The sequence below is a fragment of the Variovorax sp. PBL-E5 genome (assembly GCF_901827185.1).
GTDB lineage: Bacteria > Pseudomonadota > Gammaproteobacteria > Burkholderiales > Burkholderiaceae_C > Variovorax.
This window is the reverse complement of record NZ_LR594672.1, coordinates 45,356-70,723: the sequence shown is the minus strand read 5'-3', so window position 1 is coordinate 70,723 and position 25,368 is coordinate 45,356. Positions and strand designations below refer to the sequence as shown.

Below are 25,368 nucleotides of genomic sequence, written 5' to 3'. Positions count from 1 at the left end.
CTCACCAAGGCACCACGACCCGGACCCCGGTCCGGCCCAACAACCACGGCGCGTGGGAAAGTCTGGTCAATCCGCCTCGTTCGGGACGAGGAGACCGCCGGTTCGAATCCGGCCGCGCCGACCATCTCAGCAACGGATAAAACCGGCTTCTAAACCATCAACAACGTCTCGAAGAGAGACTCCAAATAGCTGTGCACCAGTGCCCGTCGCTAGCCGGACCCGGCTTCCTGAGGGGTGTCCCCTCATACCGGGGGTGGCGTGGACCGAGGTAGCGGACGCGTTCTGGTGTTCAGCTATTTGGAACGGAAATGCGCGTGTGGCGGAATTGGTAGACGCACCAGGTTTAGGTCCTGATGCCCGCAAGGGCGTGGGGGTTCGATTCCCTTCACGCGCACCACATGTTTCAACGGATTTCGGGGGTGTAGCTCAATTGGTAGAGCGCCTGCTTTGCAAGCAGATTGTCGCAAGTTCGATTCTTGTCACCTCCACCAGATTTCGATAGGTAAGGCAAGCCCGACAGGGGCGCAGCGGTCAGAATCCCCGCACGGGTGTTAATGTGCACGCTGCGCAAACGGAGGATGGGAAGGAGCCTGGTGGAAGCCGGGTGACGGATACCCCACCGGCCTATTGAATCCCTCGATGGCGGCATGCCCGAGCGGTTAGGGAGCGGATTGCAAATCCGTGTAGCCCGGTTCGACTCCGGGTGCCGCCTCCATCTCAGCCCACGTCTCTTGAACGGACCGCACCATGACCACATCGGCGCAGCTTCCCGAAGCTACATCGCATGCCTTCGCGGCCTGGCTCTCCAAAGAGCACGCCCAGGGCCTCCAAAGCATCCATCTCACCGTCGCCGCCAAGGCTGACGTCTCCCCGGTCGTTGTTATCGACGAGCTCCTGCGAGCAGAAGCTGCACTGGCCTTAGGCCATGTCGTCGCCGCTCCCCGCGCTCAGTCCGAACTGCCGGCAAGCGTCAAGGCCTTCTTGGCCACACTGACCCTGCCCCGTCCCCTTCATTGACCCGCGCAGGTGCTGCGCGGGCATAGACCCCGGAGCACAACATGATGGACCTCGGATTCGACATCTACGCGATGGTGAAGCCCAAGACCAAGGCTGACTACATCGCCCTCCTCGACGAGGCGCTCAGCCTCATCCAGCAGGTGAACGAACAACTTGACGCTGTCTTCGAGGCCTGCCAGGCCGAGCAGGACAAGAAGCGCCAATGACAGGAGCACACGATGCAAGACTTTGACCTCAGCACCGCGCCGGCGCACCGGCCCACCACCCGGGCCGAGTGCGTGGCGCTCATCAAGCGGATGAACATGGTTGCCGACAAGCTCGTCGAGCAGTTCACCGGAATCTTCCAGGCCTGCGCGGCCGGCTCCGGCCAGCCTCGCGGAGACGCTGCCCGCGTATAAAACGGCGCCCTATAGGTTGCTCGCTGCTCGCAAGAGCGGCAAACGCTGATGTGGCTCAGTTGGTAGAGCACTCCCTTGGTATGGGAGAGGTCAGGGGTTCGAAGCCCTTCGTCAGCACCAAGTTTTGAGAAGCCGGAATCGCCGATTCGCCGAACGCTCGCAAGAGCCTTCCCCGACAAGCAGGCCCGCGTCTCACACCTGACCCGATGGCAGGTGCACCTTAGGGTGAGTGTCCACGGGAGGCCGCGAGGCCTCTGATGCGCAATAGCTCAATCACGGCCGCGGTGTGCGCGGACAAGTTCGGCAAACCTTGCCGGATGGTCAGAGCGGGGCGATTGGCCCAGGACGCAGGTGCGAGCCCTGCTTGCAGCATCAGTTAACCCAGTCGGCGGGGGAGTTGTCGACAGGTCGTCCGTAAGTCACGACCTCCACGCATTGAGATAGCTCAAGGAAGCTCAGAGCACCGGACAAGTCCGGAGGTCCCAAGTTGAACTCTTGGCTCAGAAGGCGTGGTTGAGGTGATGTAAGCCGCGGGAAAGCCCGCTTCCGCTCAGATGCACACGCTGAGACTGTAGGGAGCAGGGTGAGTACCGCGCCGCGCCGAGACTTCATACGTAGCTCCGGAGAGACGTTGTCGGCAACGCCAGCGACACCCGGAGGGTACTCAGCCAGGGGGGATTCGCGATACCGCCTGGTGCCTGGAAACAGGCAATGAAGGTTACCCATCCCCCGTGCTAACAAGACGGGCCCTATCTCCCCCCTCTCACGGGGCTGTAGCTCAACTGGAAGAGCGCATCGCCGGCAGCGATGAGGTCGTCGGTTCAACTCCGGTCAGCTCCACCATCCACAACGTTTCCATTCCAAGGTAGCTCAGCTGGTAGAGCATGCGACTGTTACTCGCGTGGTCGGGGGTTCGATGCCCTCCCTTGGAGCCATACATCAACCTGCCCAGGCCCGTGGAGGTCCCACACCTGGCAATTGAAGTCAGCCTTGTCGTCCTGACGGGCTTGGGCAGCTTTGATTCCCTGCAACGCCCGGTTAGCTCAGTTGGTTAGCAGCACCCGCCTTACATGCGGGGGGTCGTCTGTTCGAATCAGACACCGGGTACCACCGTTCCGAAGTCCGCGCCATTGTTGAGCCCAGGCGCATCCTTGCCGTTCACCGGCGGCTAAATCGACACGCTTCACGATGGGTGTCTCGCAAGCCACCACTATCCCTGCCCGGTCCGCCTCGCTTCGTCGAGAAGAGCGGAAGGTCCCGACCGGGCGAATGGCACGAGTGTGAACACTGCTCAAAGAGTTTCGTGCGCCGCTTGACGGTGTCGGCAAGTCGGCCGAAGCAAGCGTTTTGTTCGCTGGCGTGTTCGACCGCCGCGGGCCTCGCAAGAAGCCGCTTCAGTGTCCCCTGCCCAGTCTGCGGCACGACCGTGAGCGCCACGAAAAGCCGAATTGATGCGGCGAAGTCTGGCCTGGTGTTCTGCTCGCACCGATGCCTGTCAGCCGCCAAGAAGATTGGTGGAGCGGTGCCTCAGGTAAAGCCTTCTCATTACGGCACCGCGAAGTCGCGATACGGAGACCTGGCGAAAACCCCAGGAGCGAAATGCGCGGACTGCGGGTGCGCGTTCCGGCCGGTACTGCACGTACACCATATTGACGGCAACCGCAGGCACAACGAAAAGGAGAATCTTGAGGTGCTCTGCCTTCTGCACCATCAGCTGAGGCACCTTCACCAAGTTGCCGGCGTGTGGTGCTTCAACAGTTCAGTTCTGACGCCGCGCGACAGGCTCCCTGAACTTCGAGCGATGCTCCTGGCATCGACCTTGTCTCCAGTCGGTGCCGAAAATCCCACGGCCCTTGCCGCCGCCCCAACAAAGGCGCACCGGCCTGGCTGGGTCAGCCCGCACCGACACAACCGTCGGCCAGGCTAGAACATGTTTTTGGAAGTGTGCTCGAGAGGCCTATGAGGGCTGTTTGCTAAACAGCTGGCCGTCGCAAGACGGCCCGGGGGTTCGAATCCCTCCACTTCCGCCAATTCAGGGGTAGCGCCCTTACACCACACGGAGAGCGGGCAGGACGGTCAATGCACCTGCTTGGAAAGCAGGCGTCTGTGATGAATAGGCGACAGGGTTCGACTCCCTGGCTCTCCGCCATCAATCTTGCGCAAGAGAAACGACCGCCGCGAGGCCGCCGGGAGGGTGGTCTGAAAAGCGAACAAGCGGAAGGGTAAGACGCCCGATTCCCTCCCACCAATTTGCTGTCAGCGCACCGTCGCGCTGGCCTCCCCTCCCCGTTCGAGAGTTTTTTGGGTTGGACGTCGCCTAGCGGTCCAAGGCTGAAGGCTGTGACCCTTCCATCGCGAGTTCGAATCTCGTCGTTCAACCCAAAGCACTCTCTTGCTTCCAAATTTCGTGGGTCGCTAGCTCAGCTGGAAGAGCGGCGGACTCTTACTCCGTAGGTCCCCGGTTCGAGCCCGGGGCGGCCCACCACACCAACATTTCTTTCGGACGGCGCCCTTGCGCGTTCGAGTCTCACCACATCGGGTCGCTAGCTCAGCTGGCAGAGCAACGGACTCTTAATCCGAAGGTCCCCGGTTCGAAACCGGGGCGGCCCACCACCCTCGCGCGCCATTAGTTCAGTGGATAGAACAAGGGCCTCCTAGACCCTCGGTCGCAAGTTCAAACCTTGCATGGCGCTCCACACATCGGCAGCTGTAACCAGCAGCTGCTGCTAAACCCCCTCCCTTCACGACCCATACCCGCCCCCGTAGCACAGTGGTAGTGCTCCTGCATCGTAGGCAGGCTTACGTCTGTTCGATTCAGACCGTGGGCACCATTCCTCGCGCGACTAGCTCAGGGGTAGAGCGCTTGGTTGACATCCAAGAGGTCGGTGGTTCGAGACCACCGTCGCGTACCAATTCACCGGAGAACACCATGACGACAGCGACCCTGACCCCAGCCGAGCTCGAACATGCAAAGAACGTGTTCTGCGAACTGACGCCCGACCCGGCCATCCAGGCCCACGTCAAGGAGAGCGACTACGCCACATTTGCTCTCAAGCTTCGCGACCCCAAGGTTGCCGCCGGCGTTGACCGCACCCTCTCCATCATCAGACTGCTGACAAGCTGGACGCCGGCCACGGCGCAGGACTATGACTCTGTGGTCAGGCTTCACCGCGCTATCGACTGCGGCTGGTGCTCCGCGCGCCTTGCTGCTCGCAAGACCGGCATGACCATCCATGCGCTGCAGCAGCTTTTTGTCACCAATGGGCTGCCGGCGCCTTTCGAACTCTAAGGCGCACGCGTGCGACGCCTCTCATCAACCTAACCCGGAGCCCCACTTTTCGCAGCTCCAGTCGCTAGACGAGGCAGGGGGTAGCCGAACTTTTCTCGCAGTCCTCGCCAGCCGGCGTGGGCGCGAATCTCTCCCCACCTGAACCTGGAGCCAAGTATGGAACCCCGTATCCTGGCCGTCGACCGCGCATATACGCCTGACCGGTGGATTGGAGCGGCTGAGGCCCTGAACCTCTTCTCTCGAGGCATCGTGCAGACGTCCTTCGGCGACGTCGCGATGACACTGCGCGGCGGCATGAACGCGAAGACCGGCAAGCAGTCGATTCTTGAAGTCCATTCCATCCTGGTTGTGGACAGCAAGTCGCATGTCGTCACCGACTTCAACTACGCGCCCCTCGACCGCCGGCGCCTCTTCAAGCGTGACCTGCACATCTGCGCGTACTGCGGGGAACGCTTCAGCCACGACAAGCTCGAGGCAGAGCACGTCACCCCTGACGCGCAGGGCGGGGCCTACTCGTGGGAGAACCTCGTGAGTGCGTGCCACCCCTGCAACCAACGCAAGGGGTGCCGCACGCCGGAACAGGCAGGCATGCCGTTGCTCTACCTACCGTACAGGCCGAGCCGCTTTGAGTCGCTCATCCTTGAGAGCCGGAACATCTTGGCTAGCCAAGCAGATTTCCTGCTCGCACGTGTGCCGAAGCACAGCCGGCTGCACTCCTAAGTGCAAAAGCGGGGCCGAAGCCCCGCTTTTTCTTTTGCGCGCCCTTGGCCGAATGGACTGAGGCATCCCTCTTCTACAGGGAAACATGCGGGTTCGACTCCTGCAGGGCGCTCCATTTTTCGCAACACGACCTACAGGCAAGGAGGCCCCCATGGTCACCCTCCCATCAAAACAAGCCCGTAGCGCCCTCTATCGACGCGACGCGGCCTATCGAGCGGGAACGCCCTGCGCCTCCAGTACTGCGTTGCGCTCTCACGTTGAGCGCGACCTCAGGCGCATCACGAGTGAGACTCTCGACGCGCTGAAGCACCCTGCTGCGATTCCCAGCAACGTCATTCTTGAGGCGCTGCTCAGGGCGCGCCAGGTATAAGACGGGGGCCTACACGGGAGAACTCACATATTCTCGCTATGGCCTATTCCCCCAAATCGACCCGCCGCCTCCCCGCGACTCCGCCGAAGGCCAAGAGTCCCTTCGCTGGGGCCAACGACGACAACTGGCGCCTGCCGTACTGGGGGAGCGTAGCGGCCATCCCTGCCGCCTACTTGATGCTTTCATTCCTCGTGGGCATCCTTCCTTTTCCTCTTCTCTGGGTCTGGCTCATCGCCGTCCCGGGTGCAGCCTGCGCCGGGTTGCTCGTCTACCGACGTCTTAGCATGTCTTCAAGCTACAGTTGGATGCAGACCTTCATTGCCTGCAGCCTCGGCTTTGGCTCCCTCCTTGTCTGGTCTTCGCTCAGTCTCCTGTTTCGCGCGGTGGGCCTCATGGATTTCGGCTTCAGCGAAGCAGCCGAACTGGCTACCGACGAAGGCTTGGTTTGGATGGCCGGCGCATTGCTCGGCGTCCTATTTGCCCAGTTTCTGATTGGCTTCGCTGCCATCAGCGCGCTCGAGCGAGCCCTCGACTAGACCACCTTCTCCCGCCGCTTTAGCTCAGAGGCCAGAGCAGCTCCTTTGTAAGGAGTTGGACGTCCGTTCGAATCGGACAAGTGGCACCATCTTCCAGCCCGTTCGCGGCCCGTCCACCATCTCATCCGTAGCTCCAAACCCTCCCGTGCGCTTCGAAGCCCTTCCACCATGCAATCCAACTCCGACCAGTGGCGCGAGACCGCCGAACAAGCTGCCGCGCAAGCAACCGAGGCCGGCCGCCGCGTGTTCGACGTTGCAGCCAGAACCGGGTCCTTCCTCAAGCAAGGCGCCGAGTTCGTTGCTGCTGACAAGGCGAGCTATGCCGGTCGGGCGTTCTGGGCTACCGCGGCGGCTATCGGCCTGAGCGCCTTCCTACTGCGCTTCCCGTTGCTCTCGCTTCCGCTGGGTGACATCCTCGTGGTCGCGCTCGGCGTGCCCCTAGCCGCACTTATTGGCCAGCTCGCATTTCGCCAACTTGCGCCGAGCCAGACGCTGACGGTTCGTCAGGCGTTCGTAGCCAGCGCCACCGGCTTCGCCCCATCCCTGGTTTACGACATCCTATTCTTGGGAGGCCGCGCCAGCCTGTTGTATGTGACGACGCTCCTGGTCGTCTCCTGGGTCATCCAGGTCTTCTTCGGCACGGCTGCCTTGCACTTTTGGCAGAACCGCCTTGCTGAGCTTTTGACGGCACTCAATACTCCTCTGGAGGATGAGGGAGAATCGTTGGCTGAGACGCTCCGGGTCCGCGTTGCTGAAGCGCAGGCCAGGTTCCGTAAGGGCTGAGACCCACCGGGGTTCGTTGCATCGGGCCGCCCTCGGGCGCCCTTCTCGTTCCTAAGCCTTCCCCTGGTCCGCCGACCCGGTCTAGGGCTTTCATCCTCCGCGTGGCGCAATTGGCAGACGCGCTCGCTTTAAAAGCTTGTTGGTTGCCGGTTCGAAGCCGGCCGCGGAGACCAATGCGGCCAATGAGAAGCCGACCCGGAAGGGTCGGCTGAATTCAAGTGAGCGAGAAGCCCAGGGCTACTGCCTTTTCAACGTTGACCTGGCGCGCGTGCATCTTCGAGAAGCGCACTTCGCCTTGGTCTGACACGACATACCGGTGGTAGCCGCCTTCACCGTAGATGACGGGCTCGGCGACGATGTCTCGGATGCCTGCAGCGGGCTCCAGCGGGTCCAGAGCTTGAAGCTCCTGCCAAGCCGTCAGCAAGACATGGAACCCGTAGCGCTGATTGGGATTGGCCAGTTGAGCCTTTCGCCAGGCGTCACCCTCCATCTCGACCATCCGTTCGAAAGTCTGCTTTTCCGCAATGTGCAAGTCGATGCTCCTTTGTTTTCCTGCGTCGTGTAGCCATTGGCCGGCCTCCCGTACCGCACCCACGTGGCGCCACATCGCGCCTGAGCAAGCGCGGCCGGACTGCTTGCAAGGCCTCCCCTATACGCCGTAGGCCAACTCACAACGCTACACCATGACCAAAAAGAAACCTTCCGCTCCCGTGACCGCACCACGCAACGCCGCAGCCAAGCCTCCGAAGGCGCCGGAGCGCGCCAAGCCGACCACCCTCGAGCAGGCCCAGGAAATCCTCGCCCAGCGACGTAGCGCGGTGGACGCAGCCATTGCTGCCACCTCGACGGCGCGAGCCGAAACGCAGGAGGCTACCAGCCTCCTTCGCGTTGCCGTGCGCGATGAGAAGTACGCAGAGGCGGCACGGCTCAAGAACCTGCGCGATAACGGCGAGCAGGTCATCGGCCAGCTTCGCGCAACCGAAACTGCCGCTCGCACCGCGTTCGGTGAGGCGCTCCAGGATGCAGAAAACCTGTTTTTTGCGGACCAAGGCGACTTCTCGGAGCAGGTGCGCCTCTGCCGCGTCGTCGTTGCCGACCCTGTGACCGGCGCGACCGACAGCGAGGTCTACACAGACTCCAGCGAGACCATCCAGCTGCGCCTCGGCGACGAGCGCAACCAGCAGTTCGAATCGGAGGCCTACCATGTCAGTGAATGGGCCGCTCAGCACGGCTACTTCGTGAAGGTCTTCGAGACCAACGTTCGCGTCTGACCATTCCAGAGGACCTTCGGGTCCTCTTTTTCTTTCTCGTGTCACTACACCCTTTGGGTCCCTCGTAAGCCAACCAGCAGCGAGGACCCGTTCACCTCCTTCAAATGGACTCATCATGAAACTGAAATCGTCTACCGAAACCATGTTGACGCTCAACGTTGAGCTCAATGCCGCCGAAGGCGGCGAAGATGCGGCCCTCTTGGTCGAAGACCAAGCTCGCATTCTGTCGAACCACATCGTCCGCGCCGGCGGGAAGGTTCATCACGTCTCCCGCGCCAAGGGCTGACTCAACCTCGAGGTTGTGGTCAGCGAAGCGCTCGCAGCAGACCTGAGCCTCGAAGCCGGCGGCCACCGCTGGCAACGTGTCCCGCCCACGGAAAGGCGCGGAAGGGTGCACAGTTCAACTGTCACCATTGCCGTTCGGCAAACGAGCAAGCTGGCCTTCGTTCTCGACGAGGCTGAGCTCGATGAGCGGTTTAAGCGCTCCACCGGACCAGGTGGCCAGCACCGGAACAAGTCCGACTGCTGCGTGGTCCTCACTCACCGCGCGACCGGCATCACCGTTACCGTCGATTCCCGCTCTCAGGCCGACAACCGGCGCGAGGCGCGGGTGGAAATGGCCCGGCGCTTGAAGCAGTTGTGGGACTCCGGTCTGTCGGCCGCGGCCGCCTCGGACAAGCGGCGCCAGGTCGGCACCGGCCAACGCGGGGACAAAGTTCGCACATACAGCGCGCAGCACGGCATCGTCACTGACCACAGGACTGGGCGCAAGGCGCCACTGGAGGCAGTTCAGGCCGGCAGACTGGACTTGCTGAGGTAAGTCGCCCATCGGGCCCAGCTAAAACCACTTGCTTCACAGGGGACGGGCGCCGCCGCTTGGCGCCTTTTCCCCTCAATCTGCGATGACCCAGCCTACCCTGAACCTGCACGCCATCCTCACGCGTACGTCCCGCCTTGAAACCAAGAAGCTTCCGCAGGAGGCCGTCGGAAAGTTCGAGTTCGACGTCAACATTGCGAACACCTGGCGCGCGCTTGCCGAAAAGAACCGGTACGCCGCCTCGGTGGCGTTGACCCTGAAGGGGCGTGTCGAAGGCGCCGAGGTCCTGACGGGCGAGTACGTCGTCGAAGGCATCGTGGAAATCGTCGACCATGACGAGGCCTCGAAGCAACACATCCTGGCCATCTGGGTGCCCAACCAGCTCGTACCCTACATCCGGGAGCTCCTGTCCAGCTCGACGTCGCGCAGCGGCTTCCCGACCATCCTGCTGCCCCCTGTGGTGTTCCAGCCGCCGACCATCATCCCAGAGCGCGCTATGTTGCCTGGCTCGCCTAAGCAACTGCACTAAGCACTAACCCCTCTGAAGCCCCACGCGCCAAGCGGTGGGGCTTTCCTGCTTGTGGCGCGGGCGCCAGCGTGCCGCTGCGGTGGACGACAGCGGGACGGGCTCAGATACTGCGTCGACCAGCCTGGAAGGAGGTCACGTGGAGGACCTGATTGCGGCACTTCAAGTTCAGCATGCCGTCATCTTCGGCATTCCGTTGGCTTTCTACCTTTGCGGCGGCCTCGGGAAGACGCTGGCCCGAAACTCACGGGGATTGCTGGTCCGCCAGGACTGGTTCTTGGCGACAGACGCGCTACTGGCGACAGTGGCGGCTTGCGTCGGCTTTTTGGGCGACGAAGTTATTAAGGCGCAGCGCGACGGCTGTACACAGGCGATGGCAAAGACCTTGGCCGCGCTGGCGGTCCTCGCCGCAGCTTCAATTCTCTTTTACCTCGGTATCCTGGCTGCGCATCGCCACCTGGAACACGAGGGTAGCGCGCGACAGCAGCGATGGGTCCTAGTGTTCGGCTGCAACGCGGTTGCAATTGCCCTTTCGGTGATTTTTCTAATCATGACGAAGTTTGGGAGCTGATGTGGCCACGACTGAAAGGGGCGCACCACAAGGCAAGCTCACACTCGCCCAGCTGAAAGCGGTTTTGAGCGCGACGGATTCATTGCGAGCCATCTCCGGGCTCACCGCGCTTCCAGACGAAGCGCGCACCACTATCCAGTGGGCTCGCATGCATTTAATGCGGATGGCAGAGGACGCAACAGCCCCGAAGCCGAGCTTTTTGAACGAGGTGTTGATTCCTTGGGGGCCAACCTTCTTCTTCGCTGCAATTGGCCTCGGCCTCCTGGGCTGGATGGTCCGGCTTAGCCTTGGCGCGGGTGAATTGGCTACCGTCCTCGCCTTTGGTCTAGGCGGCTTGCTGGCGGTCAGTGTGGCGGCCATTGCTGCCTTCAAAGCGACGGCACCAGAGCGGGTTGCACTGGAGGCCCCTGCACCACCTACCCCGCCACTGCAGTCCGTAGAGCCGATGGCGCCCCAAGTGGTATTCGGTGCCGAGCCCACGGGGTTTTGGGACGAGAAACCCTCAGCCCCCGTACCGTCCGGACCGTCGTCGCCCTCATCTGCCTCAAGCTGAAAAAGAGCCCCGCAAAGTGCGGGGCTCGTGAATAGCGTCAGAACAGGCCGACCTGAACCGGCGAAGGTCGCTTGAACTCGGTCGGCACCTGGTAGTCGATGCCGGCCGAATGAAGCCAGACGTTCAAACGATGGCGACTGTCGTCGTTGCGCAGGTTGAAAACGGGAATGCCGCGGTCCGATGCGATGACGATGGCCGTGGCGGTTCCGCCGGTACCACGGTTTCGCGTCTTGCGCGACTCACAACCATCACGCGTCCAGCAAATCACAAGGTCCGTAGGCTCGTCGAGCTCTCGGCCGAGCACCTGGTACGCATTCCGGCTGTGCATCTTCTTGGGCCCTTGGCCCAGCGTGTCCCATGCGGGATGAACAGTCGACGCGAGGTGCATCGCATCGCTGTCGTCACCGCCATAGTGCGGCGAAGTACGGCCGTTGAAACCCTTCCAGGGCAGGAAGATGGTCATCGCGCCATCGACAGCGAAACATCCCTGCTCAAAGGCGTCGTCTGCGCCGTCGGCCCCGCCTGAACGGAGCGTCCAGCCCGCTTTTGCGAAAGCGACCCCGAGCTCTTCCATGAGCTGCAGGACCTCCGAGGGCGTCTCCCGTGAGCCGATGCCCGTATAGATTTTCCTCAAATGATTGTCCTCCGTGTGTGACACCATTTATAGCGAGAAGCGGACTAACGAAGCGCTAACAGCGCCGGCACTGCCCTCCACTCGCTACACCACATAGGAGGACACCCCATGATTGAAGAACTGGTTTTTCTGTCGCTTGATGGCATGAAGCGTGTGCGCCCTGCGCTTGACACCCTGGTCATCTCCATCCTTGACAGGTCGGAGGAATACGCCAGGCCCCCACTCGGTGGGTTTCGAAGCGTCCTTGTTCTCAATTTCGAGGACACGTACGAAGAGTTGAAGCTGGCTGCGCCCGGAGCTTGGCCAGACGAGCCAACACCAGAAGAGCACGCGCGCTTTTGCCAGGGGGCCGGCGAGCTGGTGCCAACGCTCACGGATGCGAAGCGAATCTTCGACTTCCTGACGCTGCACAGGTTCAGCGACGAGAAGTTGAAGCTGGTTGTGCACTGCCATGGCGGCATCAGCAGGTCCGCCGCGGTGGCCGAATGGATTTCGGTGAATCTTTGGCTACCGATTGCCAACGGTCGGAGTACCGAATACGCCAACCTGCGCCTCATGCGCTTGCTGGACAAGGCCGCGGGTAAGCGGTAGCAGCTGCGATTCTCAAGAGCGCCTTCGGGCGCTCTTTTCCACGTGTGCCGTCGCAGCGCGGCAGCACACAATCCAGGAGCTCGGACCCGTAGGCGGCCGCGATTTTCGGCGAGCTGCCCGGGAAGGTGGCTGGCCCCTGAAACCTCGCAAAAGCGCGTCGAGGTTGTGGAATATGCGGATAAAACCCGTGCGTACACGAAGTGTCGGAGACGCTTGAAGCCTCCAAGAATTCGCGGGATGGCGCAGTCGGTCAGCGCGCTGGGTTCATATCCCAGAGGTCAGAGGTTCGAGTCCTTTTCCCGCAACCAGCTCGGCCCCGCAGGCATTGCGCCTCACGGGGCCTTTCTGTTGCCTCTGCGACCCCCGGGGTCCCTACACGCCTCATCAGGAACTCCAGGGCACCTCGCCCGAAACAGACCATGACCAACCTGGCCCCTCCTCTCAACATCTTTTCCGGTGCGGAAATCCCCTTGGGCGCTGCCCTGACGAACCCAACGGAGCTGGCCCGTCAAAAGGGTGTACTCAAGCAGTCCTACCCCCTCCACTACAACGGCCGGCGTTTCCCTGATGCGGAGACGGCCTATCAGGTGTCAAAGCAGGTTGCCCCCGACCGGGACGAAATGATGGTTGAAATCATTGCAGCCAAATTTCGCCAGCACCCCGCCCTCGCTGCCGAGGTCGAAGCCCGCGGCGGCTCTGAGTGGCTCGCGACCTGTTCGCACTTCACCCAGGCCCGCAGCGAGGCTGCGCGAGCATGGGAAGGCGCAGGCCTCGAGTCGCGCTACATTCGCAACCTGGTCGCAGGCTTCCGCCGCTTCGAGGCGGGCTTGGACACGGCGCTAGGACAATCCACGCTGTTTTGACAGCTACTCACGCATCTTCATGACAACATTGCAATTCGAAACCCAGGTCTCCGGCAGCCGGGACACGGTCTGGGTGAATGCCTCCGACGGCTCATGCGTTGCACGTTTCAGCAAGAAGTTCGGCATCGACGTTCACAACTCAGCCACCGCCCAGATGCAGGGAGCCAAGGAGTGCCTCATGTGCACCCATGCGCCCGCCGGGGAGGATGAGTGGGAGCGCTTCCGGGCCGCAGTCTTGGAACACTACGGCGTGAAGGTCAGAAAGAACCTCCTTCGCTTCTGAGCAACGAGCCTCCAGCTCCCCTGCCTCATTCAAGCCCTGGCTGCAATCGCCGGGGCTTTTCCATTTCGGAGGTTGAGGCGAGAAAAGAGCAGGGCGCCCCTTAGGGCGCCCCTTTTGAGCGTTCTCAGTCGCCCAGCGGCGCTGCCTCAGTTCACGGTCACTGCGATGGGAATCGTCACCTTGCCGACATTGGTCACGATGGACATGCTCGGGTTCACGGGGGCGACACCGGTCGTGTTCGTGTACGTGACCTTGAACCTGCAGCTGCCGCCAAAGCCAGTAAGCGCGGACGTGCAGGTGTAGTAGTCGAGAGCCCAGCCTGGCCCTGCCGGCAACGCCCAGGATTTGAAGGTGGCACCCATGCTGCCATCCGCGCGGAGGTCGACCGACGCGGTACCCGACGCCCCCAAAGCGAGGGGGCCGATAGCCACGGCTCCGCTCGTTACTCGAACCTGGCTGGCCAAAGGCGTCCCCTTGACAGGAATCGAGAAAAGCGAGCTCACCTGCAGGACGTCATTCCCCGGAAGGTCGCCTGCCGTGTACTTGACTCCGATGGTGCAGGAATGAGGCGCTGGGAGCACAGACCCGTTCGGTGGGCAAGTCCCTAGGGACGGGTCGAGCTCCCAGCCCTGATTGCCGTCCAGCATGGCAAGCGTCAAGGGCTGAGGCTTGCCGTTCGGCGGGTTGTGAATCTCCACGGTCGTAGAGAACGGGACACCGTAGAAGGTAGACGCCGTGTATGGCGAGCGAGTGGCCCAGATGTTCTGCCGGGTATCGGCCGTCACGGGAATATCGAGCGAGACCGCCGGGTCCTCCGCAGCGACCGACAACGTACCGGAGCGCGGACCGGTAAGGGTCGCGACGGGGGTATAGCTCACCGACACGTCACAGGAACTCTTCGCTGCGAGGGCTCCCCCAGCGCAGCCGGACAGCCCGAACTCACCTCCACCATTGACGGAGAGGCCCGTTACGGGGCTATCGCCTGTGTTTGACAGCGTCACGGTCCGCGTGTATGGGCCGGTGCCGCCGACCTCGATGCCGAAATCAATAGCGGCCAGGCTCGCTCTGAGGCTGGCGGGCGTGGTCGGCGACGCGACCGCCATGCCGCGGGTAGGGACGCGAAGCGTATACCTTGTCTGGGCAAAGGCCGGGGCAAGGACAGAAGCTCCAAGCAAAAGGGCAAATAGGGAACGGTTGAGGGATTTCATTGTGGCATCCGGGAGGAACATGTTTGCACGTGTAGTAACGTGCGTTAAACGCCGCGCCGAACCATCTGAAAGGCGGGTTAGCCTGGACCGCTTCGAGTGCTGCACCTACGAGCTGTGGAACTCCGTCCCTCCGTTTGCACGCGGCGGCCTGAACAGCATCCAAGTCCGGCCGGCACCGGGGGCAAGGAATCTCCAACGCGAAAAATGCGCCGCCCAGACAGACTGGGCGGCGCGGAAGAATGCTACAGAACGAGTTCGCGAATTAACGCGAGCTTCTCTTGCTCGTCGCGCTGAAGGATGGCCTCCAGCGAAAACTTTGTCGTCAAAGTATCGACGAGAGAGTAAAACTCCTCATCGATTCGCAGCTTGAAGGAAGCGGGATTTGCGAACAGGTGCTTCCATTTGCCGTCAGACATGCGAGCGAGAAATTTTGAAGTCAGGTACACGGGGCCCTTAAGCTTCAAAACCATCGTCTCTTGGTCGTCGAGCAACCGCACCATGTGGCCTTCGTGGTGACAAGCGGCGTTGAGCTTCAGCAGCTCACCGAACGTCGTCTCAAAGTGCTCCGGCCGGCGGAAGCCCAGCTCTGCGGCCAGGTCGTCCAGCTCACCTTCTGTCAGCAGCGACGACCCTTGTCGGATTTCGCGCGCGCCGATGAGGTGCAAGCCGTGGTCTTCCTTCTCGTAGGGAACGATATGTGGGTCCTTTTCGTGCAGAACTTCGAACATCAGCGTCAAGGGACGCTTGCTGAACAGCTTTAGCATCTTCCCGCGAACCGGGCCGGTAATGAAGTCCTTGATGTAGCCGACGAAATCGCTTTCGAAGCTACCGGTCGTGTGCACCAGCAGGTCGGACCGCATCACAGGGTGGGGGCTCACGACTCCGAGGAATCCGTTGAGTTTCACCACCGCGCGCACCCGAGTCTCGGGCGCCAGGTCGAGACCCGCCCCCTCCTCCTTGTAGTTGAAAACCTTGTCGAACGGCTGCGAGACGACGTTGCCCGCCACGTCGTAGACATGGCCGCGCGCCCGCAGAAGTGCACTGTTCGTACCCCACAGGTGCTCGTAAAACACCGACTTTGCGTACTTGAAGAGGCGCAAGCCGTAGCGGGTGTCAGTCGACACTGTTGCCAGCTTGTTTGTCACCAGTTCCTGCAGGCCAACGTAGGGTGCAACCCGGGCAGCTTGCACTGCATTAAAGTCGTACGTCGTGGGCAGAGGCACGACCGAGCTCTTGCCCTTCAGGTAGTCATCCAGCCGCATTGCGAGCAACGAGCCGTTCTGAAACGCGTGTGCGTCCAGGCTCACCACCTTCACCTGCCAGCTCGTACCCGGGATGTGCCCGCGGATGTAGTACTGGCGTTTGGTTGGCGGCACCAGCTCGGCAGAGCAGAAGTCGTACGTGTCGAGGTAGCGCTGCATGGCCGCGTCTGAGTCGAATCGGCCCCAGTTCGATGCGCCGTGAAGCACTTCGTCGCGCGGGGTTCGCATCAGATTGAACGCCTTGGCGTCGGCATGGGCGAACACCACCCGCTGGGTGTCGTTCTCGTACATTGCGAAGTGCGGCAACGAGCGCAGGAACGCGATGATGCGCTCCCCCTCGTCCTCAGGCAGGCGCAGCAGCTCCATGCCGGTCTGGGCATTGCTGAAGGAGCGCCAGAAGTCCAGCTTCTCCTGCTTGGCCGTGTCCCAGAACGCGACGAGCTTTGCGTCATGGTTACCCATGACCACCTTTGCCAGCCCAGCCGCGCACATACGCATCACGAAACGCAGCGTCTCGATGCTCTCCGGACCCCGGTCGACCAGGTCGCCCAGGAAAAGGAGCCGGCGCCCGTCGCGATGGCGATGGAGTCCGTCTGGGCACTCCTCGTACCCCAGCTTCTCGAGCAGGGCACGCAGTTCGCGCAGCAGGCCATGAATGTCGCCGACAATGTCCCAGTTTTCGCCCTCCAGCTGAAGAGGCGCCACCACGCGGACTACCGCGTCGGACGTCACGACTTCGTGAGGAAAGCGAGAGGTGCGCTGATAGCCGCCAAGCACGTACGCGGGGGCCTTGCCCTGCGCTGGCACCGTGACACCTTCGAGGAACTCTTGGATGGCGCGCTCAGGCACACGAGCGCTTCGGCTCGCGTTCTGGGCGAGCACCCGCTCCATCGGAGTATCGACGATGATGACCTTGAACGGCACGCCGGCTTGCTGGGCCATCTTGGCGAAGCGAGCGCGGTCGAAGCTTCCGGGGATTTCGTCCGCCACGAGCGTGGCGTCGACGATGGTCGTGAGCCCCTGCTTCAGGCGCTCCTCAACCACCTTTTCGATGGTCTCCCACACAAGGAGGCTTACCGATTGAAGCGGCTCGGAAACCACGTGGCCATCGGCCGCGATGAAGACCGATTCACCACCGAACGCGCGACGCAGAGCGTCACTCGACTGCACGATGCCGTGCGGCAAACGACTGTTTTGCAACAGGTGCGATTTTCCTGCCCCGGGCAGCCCGGACAGAACGGCCAGGCTACCTGCGGGAATGTTGATGACTTGCATTTGTTGCTCCTTGAGAAATATGTCCTGCAAGGTGTAGGGACGCGGCACCGGCGCCCTCAAGGCGACTCATCTAAAACGCAACTTTGCTGGACTTTAAAACGCTTGGGAGCTATAATGCTTCTCTGCCCGAAGGCCCTGCCTACTGGGTCCCTCCTCCATTTTTCCTACCGTACGCACCCCCCATGAACGAAGCCAAGCAAAAAGCCCTCGCCGCCGCCCTCCAACACATCGAAAAGCAGTTCGGCAAGGGGAGCATCATGAAGTTCTCCGACGACGCACCGCCGGTGGCTATTGAGGTGGTGTCGACGGGCTCGTTGGGTGTGGACATCGCGCTTGGCATCGGCGGCCTGCCCCGCGGCCGCGTGGTTGAGATTTATGGTCCGGAAAGCTCGGGCAAGACCACCCTCACCCTGCAGACCATCGCCGAAGGCCAGCTACAGGGCCTGCAGTGCGCTTTCGTGGACGCAGAACACGCGCTGGACGTGCAGTACGCCCAAAAGCTCGGCGTCAACCTCTCTGACCTGCTCATCAGCCAGCCGGACACCGGCGAACAAGCCCTGGAAATCGTTGACTCCCTGGTCCGCTCCGGCGCAGTCGACATCATCGTCGTCGACTCGGTAGCCGCGCTGACGCCCAAGGCTGAAATCGAGGGCGAGATGGGTGACTCCCTGCCCGGTCTGCAAGCCCGCCTGATGAGCCAGGCGCTGCGGAAGCTGACCGCTGTGGTCAAACAAAACAACTGCCTCGTCATCTTCATCAACCAACTCCGTATGAAGATAGGCGTCATGTTCGGCTCGCCCGAGACGACCACCGGTGGCAATGCACTGAAGTTCTACGCCTCGGTGCGCCTGGACATCCGCCGCATCGGCACCATCAAGAAGGGTGACGAGGCCATCGGCAACGAGACGAAGGTCAAGGTCGTGAAGAACAAGGTCTCGCCCCCGTTCAAGACTGCAGAGTTCGACATCCTCTTCGGGCAGGGCGTGCGACGGGCCGGTGAGGTGCTCGACCTGGCCGTGACCCACAAGCTGGCGGAGAAGTCGGGCGCATGGTACAGCTACAAGGGCGAGAAGATTGGCCAAGGCCGTGACAACACTTGCGACTTCCTGCGCGACAACCCCACCCTGCTGGCAGAAATCGAAGGCAAGGTGCGCGCCCTGGTGATGCCGAAGCCGGGCGCCGTGTCTGCGAACGACGAGGCCACCAGCGCGCTCGATGCCTGACCGACTCGCCGGGCATCAGCAAGGGGGCTTCGGCCCCTTTTTATTGACCGCCGCGCCGCAACCCCGTGTTGCACAAAGGCGGAAAGCAACACAGCATCCAACCGCGGAGGACCCCTTCGCTTGCCTAGCGCTGGCTGGACTATTCGCCGATGAGATTGGCTTTTGCTCTATCTTTTTCTCTGGCCACGCTGTAGAGGTCCCGCACCCTTTTCCATTCCTCTTCAGCCGCGTCGCCGTAGTCGAGCGACTCATAAAGTCTCGCCACCTTGCTGCGCAACGTGGCTGCCTCCACCAAAGACGCGGTGCTGTCGTCTCGCCACTCAACGCCTCGGGCGGCTACCCGGTACGCACGCGCCGCTCGATAGGCTTCACCCGCACTCTCGAAGTAGTCGCCGGCCTTCAGCGCGTATTCAATAGACCGCTCGTCGTCTCTGACCGGTGAACCCGGCACGCACAGCACTTCCGCCGCCGCAACCCAAGCGTTTGCCAGACCTACCGTATCGTTGAGTCGCCGGAGCAGCTCCATAGCCTCTTCAAGCTTGCCAAGACGCAACTCCTCTGATGACTCTGCGTCGAACGCCAACAGCTCGGCTGCCCGGGCCTTGAGCTGCTCTCGGCTTGACCGCTTGAGTTCTTCAGCATGCTCGGCTCGGCGCTTCCACCAGGGCACAAACCACCTGCGGGCCGCGATGGCGACTACAACTACGGCGACAACTGCCTCCACTCCCTGCGCAGGCCCGCTCCAGTCTTCTAAGAAATGTCGGACGTCGTCAATGCCCATACAGACCCCCTCGGGTGGGATTGTGCGCCGTCAGCGGCAGGCAGAAAAGCGGTTACACAGCAGGCGCTCCAACAACCGCTTCGACGCGCGTGCTTGGTCCGCAGTCAGCGGCAGGACGCCGGGAACCCGCGGAGCAGTTGCTTCAGCTGGTGGGTGTCGAACACCACGGTCTGCTTCCCAAGGTCCCGGAAGGAAAGCGTCAATGAAACGCTCGGCTTGCTGGCAAGGTAGCGCGTGAACTCGACCGGATTCGGCGGGAAGATGTTCAGGCCGCTCCCCTTCTGCCATTCGGCGGCCTTGCCGTCGACTTCCACCGGAGTCGTCTTGACACCAGTCGTAGCCATACGCGAGTCGATGCGGGCATCGGGTGCGCCGGCGTTGCAGAGCAAGCCGAACGAGGGAACGTCGTACGAGGTTCCGTTGACGACCATGTCGCCCGTTGCTCGGCGTGTAGCCTCCAACACGGGGCCTTGCTGGCGAATTGTCCAGCCATCGAGCTGCTCTTCCTTGAGCTGCTCCGGGAGCGGACCCTCTACGATGTCGCCCCCGCTCTTGAGGAACGCCAGCTCCTCCGGAACTTTATCCTGAATGCTGACGAAGGCCATCAAGCCGAAGGCCAGCGCGACGAAAATCCAGAGTATTGCGTTCATTCGCCGGTTTTCTTGCGGGCAAGCGCCAGCAGTTGGTCGCCCGACAGGGGCGGCAGGGTGATGGGGCCGTAACCTGTCTGCATGGTGGCAGTGGAGATGGCGGCGCGGATGTTTCCGATGAGCAGGCCTGGAATCTGCCGCTCGAGCATGGCAGCGAGCTCTTCGTCGGTGAGGTTTGCGTGCGCAACGATGGCTTCCAGGGCGGCGCCGGCCTCGAAGCAAAGAACGCCTTCTTCATTGGTGGCCTCGACCGTCACCGACAACTCCACGCGATGGTGACCCGGGTGCTCCAGCGCCTCCGAGGTGAGCTCGACACTGACGGCGTTGCTCACCTGGCTCTTGTTCTCATAGGGGCGAACGTGCGCGGTCGCATACAGCGCCTGTACGTACTGAGCAACGATGTTGCAGGTCTTGTCTTGCACGGTGAGTCCTTCTGGTTCGATTGAGGTCGTTCGAACCTTTAGCCTACGGGTTTAGCCGGCGTGCACTTCGGCGGCATCCTGCGCTTTGAGCTCACGAATGGACGCGTGGCTGGCGTTGCGAGCAATGCGTAGGAGCATCCCGGCGACCTCCTCCCCCTTGTTCGACAGGGCGAAGAAGCTCTCCTTGCCATGACGGTCGGTACCCCAGTCGGCCAGGCCGTGGGCAGACAGGCGCATCGCGAGGTCCGGCTGAGTTTTCAGCTCCTTCAGCACCTGTCGCTTCAGCAGGCCGAACTCCCCTGCGTCCAACAGGACGAGCATGAAGCGCTTCTCGTCGTCAGTCATCCAGTCCAGCTCATGCGGAACCTTGGTCTGGCGAAGGATGCCAAGGTTGTCGAGCTCTACGTTTTCCATGGGGCTGCGCCTCAAATTCAGTGTGGTGTGTGTTCTTTTTAGCCTTTGGGTTTTAAACGCGGTCCCGTTTAAAGATTTAAACGCTGGACTTATACGCTCCACATGGATACGAGCGCATCATCAATGAACGACACGCCCCCTGCCCCAGCACCCGCGAAACGAACCGGCTTCGGTGAATACCTGATTCAGAAGGGGTACATCACCCAGCAGGTTCTGCATGCCGCCAAAGCAGAGCAAGCAATCACGCAGGAGCGCCTGGGGCTCATCCTGTGCCGGGGTGGCTTCATTTCGCGAGCCACGCTCCTCGAGACGATTCTTGCCACCAATCCCGACATGATTCACGGGGAGTCGCTCTTTACCGCGCGAATCCCGGCCGACGTGCTGATGGGCACGCGCACAATGGTGGTCGCTGAAGCGGCGGGCAAGGTCTACCTGGCTACTCTCGAGTCCGAGCGCCAGGCGGCGGCAGAAATAAAGCCCTACTACCCCGAAGCTGAGCTCGTCTTCGTTGCGGCGGACTTCGAGAAGGTCGACTCCTACCTCGAGCAGGTGCGCGCCATGGAGCAGGACGACGACTCTCTTGTTGACAAGATTCTGCGGCGCGCCTTCGCTGACGGCGTCTCCGACTTGCACATCGTGCCGCGGTATGACTCCTACACCATCTTCAGCCGGTACCTCGGTCGCCGGGCGCACACCCACGAGGGCACGCTCGACGAGTACAACACCCTCTCTGCGCGAATCAAGGACCTTTCCCGCATGGACTTGGCCGAGCGGCGCGTCCCGCAGGATGGGGGCTTTCAGATGGAATACAACGGGAAGCTGGTCGACCTCCGGGTCTCGGCAATCCCGACCGGCAACAGCGAGTACATCGTCATCCGGTTGCTGGACCCTGACCGCGTGCAGCCTTCGCTGGACGGCCTGGGTGTCACCCGCATTTCGGAATGGCGCAAGGGCGTGTCCCGCCCGGACGGCCTGTGCCTCATCGCCGGCCCCACGGGCTCGGGCAAGACCTCGACACTGAACGCCTCCATCCGCGAGATGGACCGTTTTGGCAGCTCCATCTTCACCATGGAAGACCCTGTCGAGTACCGTATCCCGTACGTTGGCCAGGTCAACAAGAACGAAACCCTCGGCCTGGACTTCTCGCGCGGTATCCGCGCCTTCATGCGGTCTGACCCGGACGTCATCGTGGTAGGTGAAATCCGGGACGCGGAAACCGCCCGGAATGCCATCAAGGCCGGCGAAACGGGCCACCTGGTGCTGGGCACCCTGCACACGGGCTCCATCTTCGGCGTGGTCGCGCGTCTACGGGACCTGGAGGTGCCTCAGCACGAACTGCTGTACCTGCTGCGCTCCATCCTTGTGCAGCGCCTCATTCGGACTACCTGCGTGCACTGCAAGGGCGACGGGTGCCCTGCCTGCTACCACAGTGGGTATGGCGGCCGGACCGTGATTTCTGAGAGTGCCTACTTCTCGACTGAAGAAGACGTGAAGAAGCTGCTCGCCGGCGAGCGCTCATGGCCGACGATGCTCGAAGATGCCATCCTGAAGTGCCAGCAAGGCATCACGACCCGCAAGGAAGTAATCCGCGTTTTCGGTGAAGAAGCGCTGATGCTCTTCGAGAAGCTGGACAAGGGAGAAGCATAAATGCCAGTCTTCGAAGGGCGCGTAAAGCTCAAGAACAACTCAGTCAAGCGGGTTGAGCTCCAGGCCCGTACGGCCGAGGAGGCGCGGCACCATCTGGGCAAGATGGGTCGCATTGTCACGGTCAAGAAGAAGGTCGGCATGGACCTCGGCCGCGGCCTCACGGTCGCTGACCGCCAAATCTTCTTTAGCCGCCTGGCAGCCATGCTGAGTTCGCGCGTGGGTACCTCCGCAGCGCTGGCCCTGCTTCGCGATACGTTCAAGGGCCGCATTCAGGAGGTCTCTGCCCGCCTGCTTGCCCAGGTGGAAGCCGGCAAGGACCTCTCGGACGCCATGGAAGCTGTCGGCGCACCAGATTTCCCAGAAGCTACTGTGGCGCTCATCAAGGCTGGCGCTCGCTCAGGCGAGACCTGGCGCGCGCTGCGCGACGCTGCCGAGTTTGAGCGCGAGCTCGTGAAGGTCAAGAAGGGTGCGGCCAAGGGCCTGGCGACCGGCATCTTCTCATTCGTCTTCGCGGGCGTCATCACGGTCGTGAGTACGCTCTACGTCGGGCCAAAAATCATGGGGTCCGACCTAATCAAGGCCGCGGGTGATTCCGTGAACATCGACTTCATCAACACCACGGCCTTTGTGGTCGGCTGCATCATGGCCGTGCTGATGGTCATAGGATTGTTCTTCTTTCTGCTTGCAGCCGTGGGCCGGCAAATCAGTCCCGTCCACGCAGACCGCTTCATCCTTAAGATTCCGTACTACAAGGACCTTATCCTTGCCAAGAACAACTTCATAGTTCTGTACGGGCTGAGCTTGCTCGTGAAGTCCGGGGTACGCACCGAAGAAGCGCTGCGCCTCTCTGCTGTAGGTGCTCCTAAGGGCGCTTTGCGCACCGACCTGATGAACGCGACTACCGCGGTAAAAACGGGGCGCAGTTGGCCCCAGGTGATGACCACATTTCATCCGACCGACAAGGCATCCCTAATGAGCGCATCGGACCGAGAACAAGTGGCCGGAACACTGGGCACGCTAGCAAATCAGTATCGTGAGCTATACGCACAGCGGCTAGCGTCGTTCGTGCCAATGCTGAACCTCATCGCTGCCCTCTTCATGTGTATTGCCGGAGGCATTCTGTTCGGCCAAGCAATCCTTCCAATGCTTATGGCCTCCGGCGGAGTATTCGGCTAAACGCGTTCCTATACGTGCAAGCAGCATCAACCCTCAAGCAACACAAGCAACCGAACCAGGTTTGGAGTCTTCAATATGTTCTCGCTCATCGTCACAATCCTAGCCATTGCTCTAGTGGCAGTGCTTGCCGTTGCCACCCTCCTCTATCTGAAGGATGCGGGCAAAGGTAGCTCGGCAGCCGCCCAAAGTGCGCGGTACCTTCAAGAGGGCAGCCAATTGGTCGGCGCACTCGAACTCTACAAGCTTCACAACGATGGCCAGATGCCCACCGGCGATGAGCAGCAAATCAAGGACACACTGCTTCAAGACGGCAAGTACCTGAAGGCATGGCCGCAGGAGTCGTGGAGGTTCTCGACCGACTACGCCTTCCGTGCCGAGGTGTCCAGCGAAGCTTGCGCAGCCGTCAACAAAAAGCTCGGGATTGAAGGCGTCCCGCAGTGCAGCGATACGGCCTATGAGGCCAAGTCTGTCTGCTGTGCTATCGACTGAAGCGCAGTCCCATCAAAGCTTACCGCGGAATGGAGAAGGCTGGCCATCTCGCCTGGCTCATTACCAGGAGACCGTAGGTTCGAATCCTACTTCCGCTACCAACTGCAAAGCGGCACGCATCGCGTGCCGCTTTCTCTTTGCGCTCGTGCCGCTGTCGCAAGGCTTGAAACACCCCTTTGCATGGCAACGTCGGGGGGGCATAAGCCAGAGGCCTTCTGAGTTGTATTGTTCTTCCTCAACGCTGGGCTTGGCCGCGAACTGCGGCGACCGGCGCGCTACCGGGCCGGTAAACGACCCGCGCGACCAGCACTATGGACATGCATAGGAGAATGCGGCCTAGCTGGCCTGCTAGTGACCGACGAGAGTCTGCAGGGTTCCCGGGACGTCAGGTGGTGTGTCAGGAGGACGCAAACGAGAAAGCGGCCCAAGGGGCCGCTTCTGTGCGCTGTACGTGTGCGGGGCATGCCCCGCATGCGATTACAGCTTGTAGGTGATGGTGTACACCGGAGTTGCAGCGCCGTCGCCCTTGCAGAAGAAGGCCTTGGCTGCTTCTTCGGCTGCGTCGGCCGGGCCGGCTTCCGGCAGGCCTGCCTTCACGTTGATGGCGTCGCACACCTTCTTGCTGGGCACGACCGAGGTTGCGAGAGTCATGTCGGCCGACGCCCAGGTGCCGGGGACTTGCGCCAGGTATGCCGGTGCTAGGTCGTCGATGGTGGCCGGGGCAGCCACGAGCGTGCCGGCTTCGACGTCGGTCTTGGCCAGTTGCGAAGCGCCATTCAGCTGCTGGCCTTCGTTGATGAACTGCGAGGCCTTGGCTTCAGCGGCACCCTTGTTAAAGGCGGTACCGCCGTAGTAGATGGTGGCGAGAGCCAGAGCAGCGACCAGAGCGATGGAGATGATGGTGATGATGAGGGAGAACATGGTGTCGAATCCTTGATGGAGTGGAAAATTCACCAGCCGGTCGGTTGACGCACATGCGTCACTCGCAGCCTGCTGATACTCCGTATAGAAAGTCGACTAAGAAACGAATATCAGTTTTTATATGGTTGAGGCCTATTTGCGTACAGCCCCAATCGGATTGAAAAGGCCCGCTAGTGCGGGCCGTTGTCTTAAGATTTGGGCAACGCCTTTGGAGGCATCAACTTCGACCCGGAGGCCGCGGGTCCCGGGTTCGCGGCCGCTGCAGCCGCGTCAGGCTTCGCCTTTGCCGCTTCTCTCATGGCCTGCGGACGGGCCACGGTCAAGCTCATCCCAGGGCGCGCACAGGCCTCTCCCATGCAGAACGACTTCATCTCGAGCTTGCACACGGTGGCTGCCAGCGTGGCGCGCTCCAACTGCTCCTTCGGGGCGTCGGAGAGTTCTTCGAAGATGATGATGTCATCGCCTTTCATGGCGACATCCCTGTAGCCCAGGCTGCGTAGAGTGCCCGCGCACGACTGTAGGTCGACGACTGCTCCGCTATAGGTCGGCGCGGGGCGTGCCTGGCTCGGGGTCACCGCAAAATAGGAGGTCAGCGCCCATGCGAACACGCCGATGGCGATGAACGTCGAGCCAGCCGCGGTGTTGAACTTGCGTTTTTGTTCTGGAGACATGTATCGG

General features: G+C 61.7%; 29 protein-coding genes and 21 tRNA genes. 40 read left to right on the top strand and 10 right to left on the bottom strand.

The window, feature by feature from the left end; all coding sequences use genetic code 11:
• Positions 1-46 precede the first annotated feature (46 nt).
• The 26 genes from WDLP6_RS27915 (at position 47) to WDLP6_RS27790 (ending at position 7,286) form a co-directional block, all read left to right on the top strand.
• Positions 47-124, top strand: a tRNA-Pro gene (locus WDLP6_RS27915).
• Between the two features lie 186 nt (positions 125-310).
• Positions 311-397: transfer RNA gene (locus WDLP6_RS27910), tRNA-Leu, on the top strand.
• 18 nt (positions 398-415) lie between these two features.
• Positions 416-491: transfer RNA gene (locus WDLP6_RS27905), tRNA-Ala, on the top strand.
• 150 nt (positions 492-641) lie between these two features.
• A tRNA-Cys gene (locus tag WDLP6_RS27900) sits at positions 642-715 on the top strand.
• Positions 716-747: 32 nt separating this feature from the next.
• Positions 748-1,017, top strand: a complete 270-nt coding sequence (locus WDLP6_RS27895) for a hypothetical protein (protein WP_068673453.1) — start codon at positions 748-750, stop codon at positions 1,015-1,017.
• Between the two features lie 44 nt (positions 1,018-1,061).
• Positions 1,062-1,223: a hypothetical protein gene (locus WDLP6_RS27890; protein ID WP_162570724.1), complete on the top strand. Its 162-nt coding sequence runs from the start codon at positions 1,062-1,064 to the stop codon at positions 1,221-1,223.
• Positions 1,224-1,235: 12 nt separating this feature from the next.
• Positions 1,236-1,415: a hypothetical protein gene (locus WDLP6_RS27885; protein WP_068673455.1), complete on the top strand. Its 180-nt coding sequence runs from the start codon at positions 1,236-1,238 to the stop codon at positions 1,413-1,415.
• A 44-nt stretch (positions 1,416-1,459) separates the two neighbouring features.
• A tRNA-Thr gene (locus tag WDLP6_RS27880) sits at positions 1,460-1,535 on the top strand.
• A gap of 647 nt (positions 1,536-2,182) precedes the next feature.
• Positions 2,183-2,258: transfer RNA gene (locus WDLP6_RS27875), tRNA-Ala, on the top strand.
• 16 nt (positions 2,259-2,274) lie between these two features.
• Positions 2,275-2,350, top strand: a tRNA-Asn gene (locus tag WDLP6_RS27870).
• A 97-nt stretch (positions 2,351-2,447) separates the two neighbouring features.
• Positions 2,448-2,525: transfer RNA gene (locus WDLP6_RS27865), tRNA-Val, on the top strand.
• Between the two features lie 828 nt (positions 2,526-3,353).
• Positions 3,354-3,445, top strand: a tRNA-Ser gene (locus WDLP6_RS27860).
• Between the two features lie 28 nt (positions 3,446-3,473).
• Positions 3,474-3,564 (top strand) — tRNA-Ser (locus tag WDLP6_RS27855).
• Positions 3,565-3,721: 157 nt separating this feature from the next.
• Positions 3,722-3,797: transfer RNA gene (locus WDLP6_RS27850), tRNA-His, on the top strand.
• A gap of 27 nt (positions 3,798-3,824) precedes the next feature.
• Positions 3,825-3,900 (top strand) — tRNA-Lys (locus tag WDLP6_RS27845).
• 52 nt (positions 3,901-3,952) lie between these two features.
• Positions 3,953-4,028: transfer RNA gene (locus tag WDLP6_RS27840), tRNA-Lys, on the top strand.
• Between the two features lie 7 nt (positions 4,029-4,035).
• Positions 4,036-4,111, top strand: a tRNA-Arg gene (locus tag WDLP6_RS27835).
• A 60-nt stretch (positions 4,112-4,171) separates the two neighbouring features.
• A tRNA-Thr gene (locus tag WDLP6_RS27830) sits at positions 4,172-4,246 on the top strand.
• A 6-nt stretch (positions 4,247-4,252) separates the two neighbouring features.
• Positions 4,253-4,327: transfer RNA gene (locus WDLP6_RS27825), tRNA-Val, on the top strand.
• Between the two features lie 17 nt (positions 4,328-4,344).
• Complete coding sequence (locus WDLP6_RS27820) at positions 4,345-4,704, top strand: hypothetical protein (RefSeq protein WP_068673457.1); 360 nt, start codon at positions 4,345-4,347, stop codon at positions 4,702-4,704.
• 156 nt (positions 4,705-4,860) lie between these two features.
• On the top strand, positions 4,861-5,424 hold the full coding sequence (locus WDLP6_RS27815; protein ID WP_068673459.1) for an HNH endonuclease: 564 nt from the start codon (positions 4,861-4,863) through the stop codon (positions 5,422-5,424).
• A 38-nt stretch (positions 5,425-5,462) separates the two neighbouring features.
• Positions 5,463-5,539, top strand: a tRNA-Arg gene (locus WDLP6_RS27810).
• A 293-nt stretch (positions 5,540-5,832) separates the two neighbouring features.
• Positions 5,833-6,330 carry a hypothetical protein gene (locus WDLP6_RS27805; RefSeq protein ID WP_068673463.1) on the top strand — a complete coding sequence of 166 codons (498 nt, stop codon included), beginning with the start codon at positions 5,833-5,835 and terminating at the stop codon, positions 6,328-6,330.
• 13 nt (positions 6,331-6,343) lie between these two features.
• Positions 6,344-6,419 (top strand) — tRNA-Thr (locus WDLP6_RS27800).
• Positions 6,420-6,498: 79 nt separating this feature from the next.
• Complete coding sequence (locus tag WDLP6_RS27795; RefSeq protein ID WP_068673465.1) at positions 6,499-7,113, top strand: hypothetical protein; 615 nt, start codon at positions 6,499-6,501, stop codon at positions 7,111-7,113.
• 95 nt (positions 7,114-7,208) lie between these two features.
• A tRNA-Leu gene (locus tag WDLP6_RS27790) sits at positions 7,209-7,286 on the top strand.
• Positions 7,287-7,327: 41 nt separating this feature from the next.
• Here the strand turns inward: WDLP6_RS27790 and WDLP6_RS27785 are convergent.
• Entirely contained in the window at positions 7,328-7,645 is a 318-nt protein-coding gene (locus tag WDLP6_RS27785) for a hypothetical protein (RefSeq protein ID WP_068673467.1), read from the bottom strand.
• A gap of 151 nt (positions 7,646-7,796) precedes the next feature.
• Here WDLP6_RS27785 and WDLP6_RS27780 point away from each other — a divergent pair, with 151 nt between their 5' ends.
• From WDLP6_RS27780 to WDLP6_RS27755, 5 genes are all read left to right on the top strand, one after another.
• Complete coding sequence (locus tag WDLP6_RS27780; protein WP_162570723.1) at positions 7,797-8,384, top strand: hypothetical protein; 588 nt, start codon at positions 7,797-7,799, stop codon at positions 8,382-8,384.
• Positions 8,385-8,499: 115 nt separating this feature from the next.
• On the top strand, positions 8,500-8,670 hold the full coding sequence (locus WDLP6_RS27775) for a hypothetical protein (RefSeq protein ID WP_162570722.1): 171 nt from the start codon (positions 8,500-8,502) through the stop codon (positions 8,668-8,670).
• Positions 8,671-8,685: 15 nt separating this feature from the next.
• On the top strand, positions 8,686-9,204 hold the full coding sequence (locus tag WDLP6_RS27765) for a peptide chain release factor-like protein (protein WP_162571144.1): 519 nt from the start codon (positions 8,686-8,688) through the stop codon (positions 9,202-9,204).
• 82 nt (positions 9,205-9,286) lie between these two features.
• Positions 9,287-9,730, top strand: a complete 444-nt coding sequence (locus WDLP6_RS27760; protein WP_162570721.1) for a protein-export chaperone SecB — start codon at positions 9,287-9,289, stop codon at positions 9,728-9,730.
• Between the two features lie 136 nt (positions 9,731-9,866).
• Positions 9,867-10,298, top strand: coding sequence for a hypothetical protein (locus tag WDLP6_RS27755; protein WP_162570720.1), 432 nt, complete (start codon positions 9,867-9,869; stop codon positions 10,296-10,298).
• Positions 10,299-10,888: 590 nt separating this feature from the next.
• On the opposite strand, the gene WDLP6_RS27750 is transcribed toward WDLP6_RS27755, so the two are convergent.
• Complete coding sequence (locus tag WDLP6_RS27750) at positions 10,889-11,485, bottom strand: hypothetical protein (protein WP_197893623.1); 597 nt, start codon at positions 11,483-11,485, stop codon at positions 10,889-10,891.
• Between the two features lie 108 nt (positions 11,486-11,593).
• Here WDLP6_RS27750 and WDLP6_RS27745 point away from each other — a divergent pair, with 108 nt between their 5' ends.
• The 4 genes from WDLP6_RS27745 to WDLP6_RS27730 all read left to right on the top strand — a co-directional run bounded on the left by WDLP6_RS27745 (position 11,594) and on the right by WDLP6_RS27730 (position 13,222).
• Positions 11,594-12,076: a hypothetical protein gene (locus WDLP6_RS27745; protein ID WP_162570719.1), complete on the top strand. Its 483-nt coding sequence runs from the start codon at positions 11,594-11,596 to the stop codon at positions 12,074-12,076.
• A 231-nt stretch (positions 12,077-12,307) separates the two neighbouring features.
• A tRNA-Met gene (locus WDLP6_RS27740) sits at positions 12,308-12,384 on the top strand.
• 111 nt (positions 12,385-12,495) lie between these two features.
• Complete coding sequence (locus tag WDLP6_RS27735; RefSeq protein WP_162570718.1) at positions 12,496-12,939, top strand: hypothetical protein; 444 nt, start codon at positions 12,496-12,498, stop codon at positions 12,937-12,939.
• A gap of 19 nt (positions 12,940-12,958) precedes the next feature.
• Positions 12,959-13,222, top strand: coding sequence for a hypothetical protein (locus WDLP6_RS27730; protein WP_068673485.1), 264 nt, complete (start codon positions 12,959-12,961; stop codon positions 13,220-13,222).
• 146 nt (positions 13,223-13,368) lie between these two features.
• Here WDLP6_RS27730 and WDLP6_RS27725 read toward each other — a convergent pair whose 3' ends face one another.
• Complete coding sequence (locus tag WDLP6_RS27725) at positions 13,369-14,430, bottom strand: choice-of-anchor D domain-containing protein (protein ID WP_162570717.1); 1,062 nt, start codon at positions 14,428-14,430, stop codon at positions 13,369-13,371.
• A gap of 242 nt (positions 14,431-14,672) precedes the next feature.
• Positions 14,673-16,967: an AAA family ATPase gene (locus WDLP6_RS27720; RefSeq protein ID WP_162570716.1), complete on the bottom strand. Its 2,295-nt coding sequence runs from the start codon at positions 16,965-16,967 to the stop codon at positions 14,673-14,675.
• 182 nt (positions 16,968-17,149) lie between these two features.
• Between WDLP6_RS27720 and recA the strand changes: the two genes are divergently transcribed.
• The gene (gene recA, locus WDLP6_RS27715) at positions 17,150-18,190 is read left to right on the top strand and encodes a recombinase RecA (protein WP_068673491.1); all 1,041 of its coding nucleotides are present in this window, start codon (positions 17,150-17,152) and stop codon (positions 18,188-18,190) included.
• A gap of 139 nt (positions 18,191-18,329) precedes the next feature.
• Here recA and WDLP6_RS27710 read toward each other — a convergent pair whose 3' ends face one another.
• The 4 genes from WDLP6_RS27710 to WDLP6_RS27695 all read right to left on the bottom strand — a co-directional run bounded on the left by WDLP6_RS27710 (position 18,330) and on the right by WDLP6_RS27695 (position 20,457).
• Entirely contained in the window at positions 18,330-18,971 is a 642-nt protein-coding gene (locus WDLP6_RS27710; protein ID WP_162570715.1) for a hypothetical protein, read from the bottom strand.
• Positions 18,972-19,075: 104 nt separating this feature from the next.
• Positions 19,076-19,621, bottom strand: a complete 546-nt coding sequence (locus WDLP6_RS27705; protein ID WP_162570714.1) for a hypothetical protein — start codon at positions 19,619-19,621, stop codon at positions 19,076-19,078.
• Positions 19,618-20,043: a protein-export chaperone SecB gene (locus WDLP6_RS27700; protein ID WP_162570713.1), complete on the bottom strand. Its 426-nt coding sequence runs from the start codon at positions 20,041-20,043 to the stop codon at positions 19,618-19,620. The genes WDLP6_RS27705 and WDLP6_RS27700 overlap by 4 nt, the downstream gene beginning before the upstream one ends.
• Positions 20,044-20,094: 51 nt before the next feature.
• A complete protein-coding gene (locus tag WDLP6_RS27695; RefSeq protein ID WP_162570712.1) occupies positions 20,095-20,457 on the bottom strand; it encodes a hypothetical protein in 363 nt (120 codons plus the stop codon).
• Positions 20,458-20,580: 123 nt separating this feature from the next.
• On the opposite strand from WDLP6_RS27695, the gene WDLP6_RS27690 reads away from it, so the two are divergent.
• The 4 genes from WDLP6_RS27690 (at position 20,581) to WDLP6_RS27675 (ending at position 23,870) form a co-directional block, all read left to right on the top strand.
• Entirely contained in the window at positions 20,581-22,104 is a 1,524-nt protein-coding gene (locus WDLP6_RS27690; RefSeq protein ID WP_162570711.1) for a GspE/PulE family protein, read from the top strand.
• Positions 22,105-23,280, top strand: a complete 1,176-nt coding sequence (locus tag WDLP6_RS27685) for a type II secretion system F family protein (protein WP_068673502.1) — start codon at positions 22,105-22,107, stop codon at positions 23,278-23,280.
• Between the two features lie 75 nt (positions 23,281-23,355).
• The gene (locus tag WDLP6_RS27680; protein WP_068673504.1) at positions 23,356-23,769 is read left to right on the top strand and encodes a hypothetical protein; all 414 of its coding nucleotides are present in this window, start codon (positions 23,356-23,358) and stop codon (positions 23,767-23,769) included.
• Between the two features lie 23 nt (positions 23,770-23,792).
• Positions 23,793-23,870: transfer RNA gene (locus WDLP6_RS27675), tRNA-Met, on the top strand.
• Between the two features lie 376 nt (positions 23,871-24,246).
• Here WDLP6_RS27675 and WDLP6_RS27670 read toward each other — a convergent pair.
• On the bottom strand, positions 24,247-24,690 hold the full coding sequence (locus tag WDLP6_RS27670; protein ID WP_068673507.1) for a hypothetical protein: 444 nt from the start codon (positions 24,688-24,690) through the stop codon (positions 24,247-24,249).
• Between the two features lie 188 nt (positions 24,691-24,878).
• A complete protein-coding gene (locus WDLP6_RS27665; RefSeq protein WP_068673509.1) occupies positions 24,879-25,361 on the bottom strand; it encodes a hypothetical protein in 483 nt (160 codons plus the stop codon).
• Positions 25,362-25,368 lie beyond the last annotated feature (7 nt).

What these genes read in the sequence shown, in the direction of transcription:
- WDLP6_RS27710 (WP_162570715.1), bottom strand. Translation starts at nt 18,971, where the DNA reads ATGGGCATTGACGACGTCCGACATTTCTTAGAAGACTGGAGCGGGCCT.
- WDLP6_RS27670 (WP_068673507.1), bottom strand. Translation starts at nt 24,690, where the DNA reads ATGTTCTCCCTCATCATCACCATCATCTCCATCGCTCTGGTCGCTGCT.
- WDLP6_RS27895 (WP_068673453.1), top strand. Translation starts at nt 748, where the DNA reads ATGACCACATCGGCGCAGCTTCCCGAAGCTACATCGCATGCCTTCGCG.
- WDLP6_RS27820 (WP_068673457.1), top strand. Translation starts at nt 4,345, where the DNA reads ATGACGACAGCGACCCTGACCCCAGCCGAGCTCGAACATGCAAAGAAC.
- WDLP6_RS27720 (WP_162570716.1), bottom strand. Translation starts at nt 16,967, where the DNA reads ATGCAAGTCATCAACATTCCCGCAGGTAGCCTGGCCGTTCTGTCCGGG.
- recA (WP_068673491.1), top strand. Translation starts at nt 17,150, where the DNA reads ATGAACGAAGCCAAGCAAAAAGCCCTCGCCGCCGCCCTCCAACACATC.
- WDLP6_RS27705 (WP_162570714.1), bottom strand. Translation starts at nt 19,621, where the DNA reads ATGAACGCAATACTCTGGATTTTCGTCGCGCTGGCCTTCGGCTTGATG.
- WDLP6_RS27775 (WP_162570722.1), top strand. Translation starts at nt 8,500, where the DNA reads ATGAAACTGAAATCGTCTACCGAAACCATGTTGACGCTCAACGTTGAG.
- WDLP6_RS27695 (WP_162570712.1), bottom strand. Translation starts at nt 20,457, where the DNA reads ATGGAAAACGTAGAGCTCGACAACCTTGGCATCCTTCGCCAGACCAAG.
- WDLP6_RS27665 (WP_068673509.1), bottom strand. Translation starts at nt 25,361, where the DNA reads ATGTCTCCAGAACAAAAACGCAAGTTCAACACCGCGGCTGGCTCGACG.
- WDLP6_RS27890 (WP_162570724.1), top strand. Translation starts at nt 1,062, where the DNA reads ATGGACCTCGGATTCGACATCTACGCGATGGTGAAGCCCAAGACCAAG.
- WDLP6_RS27725 (WP_162570717.1), bottom strand. Translation starts at nt 14,430, where the DNA reads ATGAAATCCCTCAACCGTTCCCTATTTGCCCTTTTGCTTGGAGCTTCT.
- WDLP6_RS27745 (WP_162570719.1), top strand. Translation starts at nt 11,594, where the DNA reads ATGATTGAAGAACTGGTTTTTCTGTCGCTTGATGGCATGAAGCGTGTG.
- WDLP6_RS27685 (WP_068673502.1), top strand. Translation starts at nt 22,105, where the DNA reads ATGCCAGTCTTCGAAGGGCGCGTAAAGCTCAAGAACAACTCAGTCAAG.
- WDLP6_RS27815 (WP_068673459.1), top strand. Translation starts at nt 4,861, where the DNA reads ATGGAACCCCGTATCCTGGCCGTCGACCGCGCATATACGCCTGACCGG.
- WDLP6_RS27680 (WP_068673504.1), top strand. Translation starts at nt 23,356, where the DNA reads ATGTTCTCGCTCATCGTCACAATCCTAGCCATTGCTCTAGTGGCAGTG.
- WDLP6_RS27735 (WP_162570718.1), top strand. Translation starts at nt 12,496, where the DNA reads ATGACCAACCTGGCCCCTCCTCTCAACATCTTTTCCGGTGCGGAAATC.
- WDLP6_RS27690 (WP_162570711.1), top strand. Translation starts at nt 20,581, where the DNA reads ATGAACGACACGCCCCCTGCCCCAGCACCCGCGAAACGAACCGGCTTC.
- WDLP6_RS27780 (WP_162570723.1), top strand. Translation starts at nt 7,797, where the DNA reads ATGACCAAAAAGAAACCTTCCGCTCCCGTGACCGCACCACGCAACGCC.
- WDLP6_RS27795 (WP_068673465.1), top strand. Translation starts at nt 6,499, where the DNA reads ATGCAATCCAACTCCGACCAGTGGCGCGAGACCGCCGAACAAGCTGCC.
- WDLP6_RS27730 (WP_068673485.1), top strand. Translation starts at nt 12,959, where the DNA reads ATGACAACATTGCAATTCGAAACCCAGGTCTCCGGCAGCCGGGACACG.
- WDLP6_RS27885 (WP_068673455.1), top strand. Translation starts at nt 1,236, where the DNA reads ATGCAAGACTTTGACCTCAGCACCGCGCCGGCGCACCGGCCCACCACC.
- WDLP6_RS27805 (WP_068673463.1), top strand. Translation starts at nt 5,833, where the DNA reads ATGGCCTATTCCCCCAAATCGACCCGCCGCCTCCCCGCGACTCCGCCG.
- WDLP6_RS27760 (WP_162570721.1), top strand. Translation starts at nt 9,287, where the DNA reads ATGACCCAGCCTACCCTGAACCTGCACGCCATCCTCACGCGTACGTCC.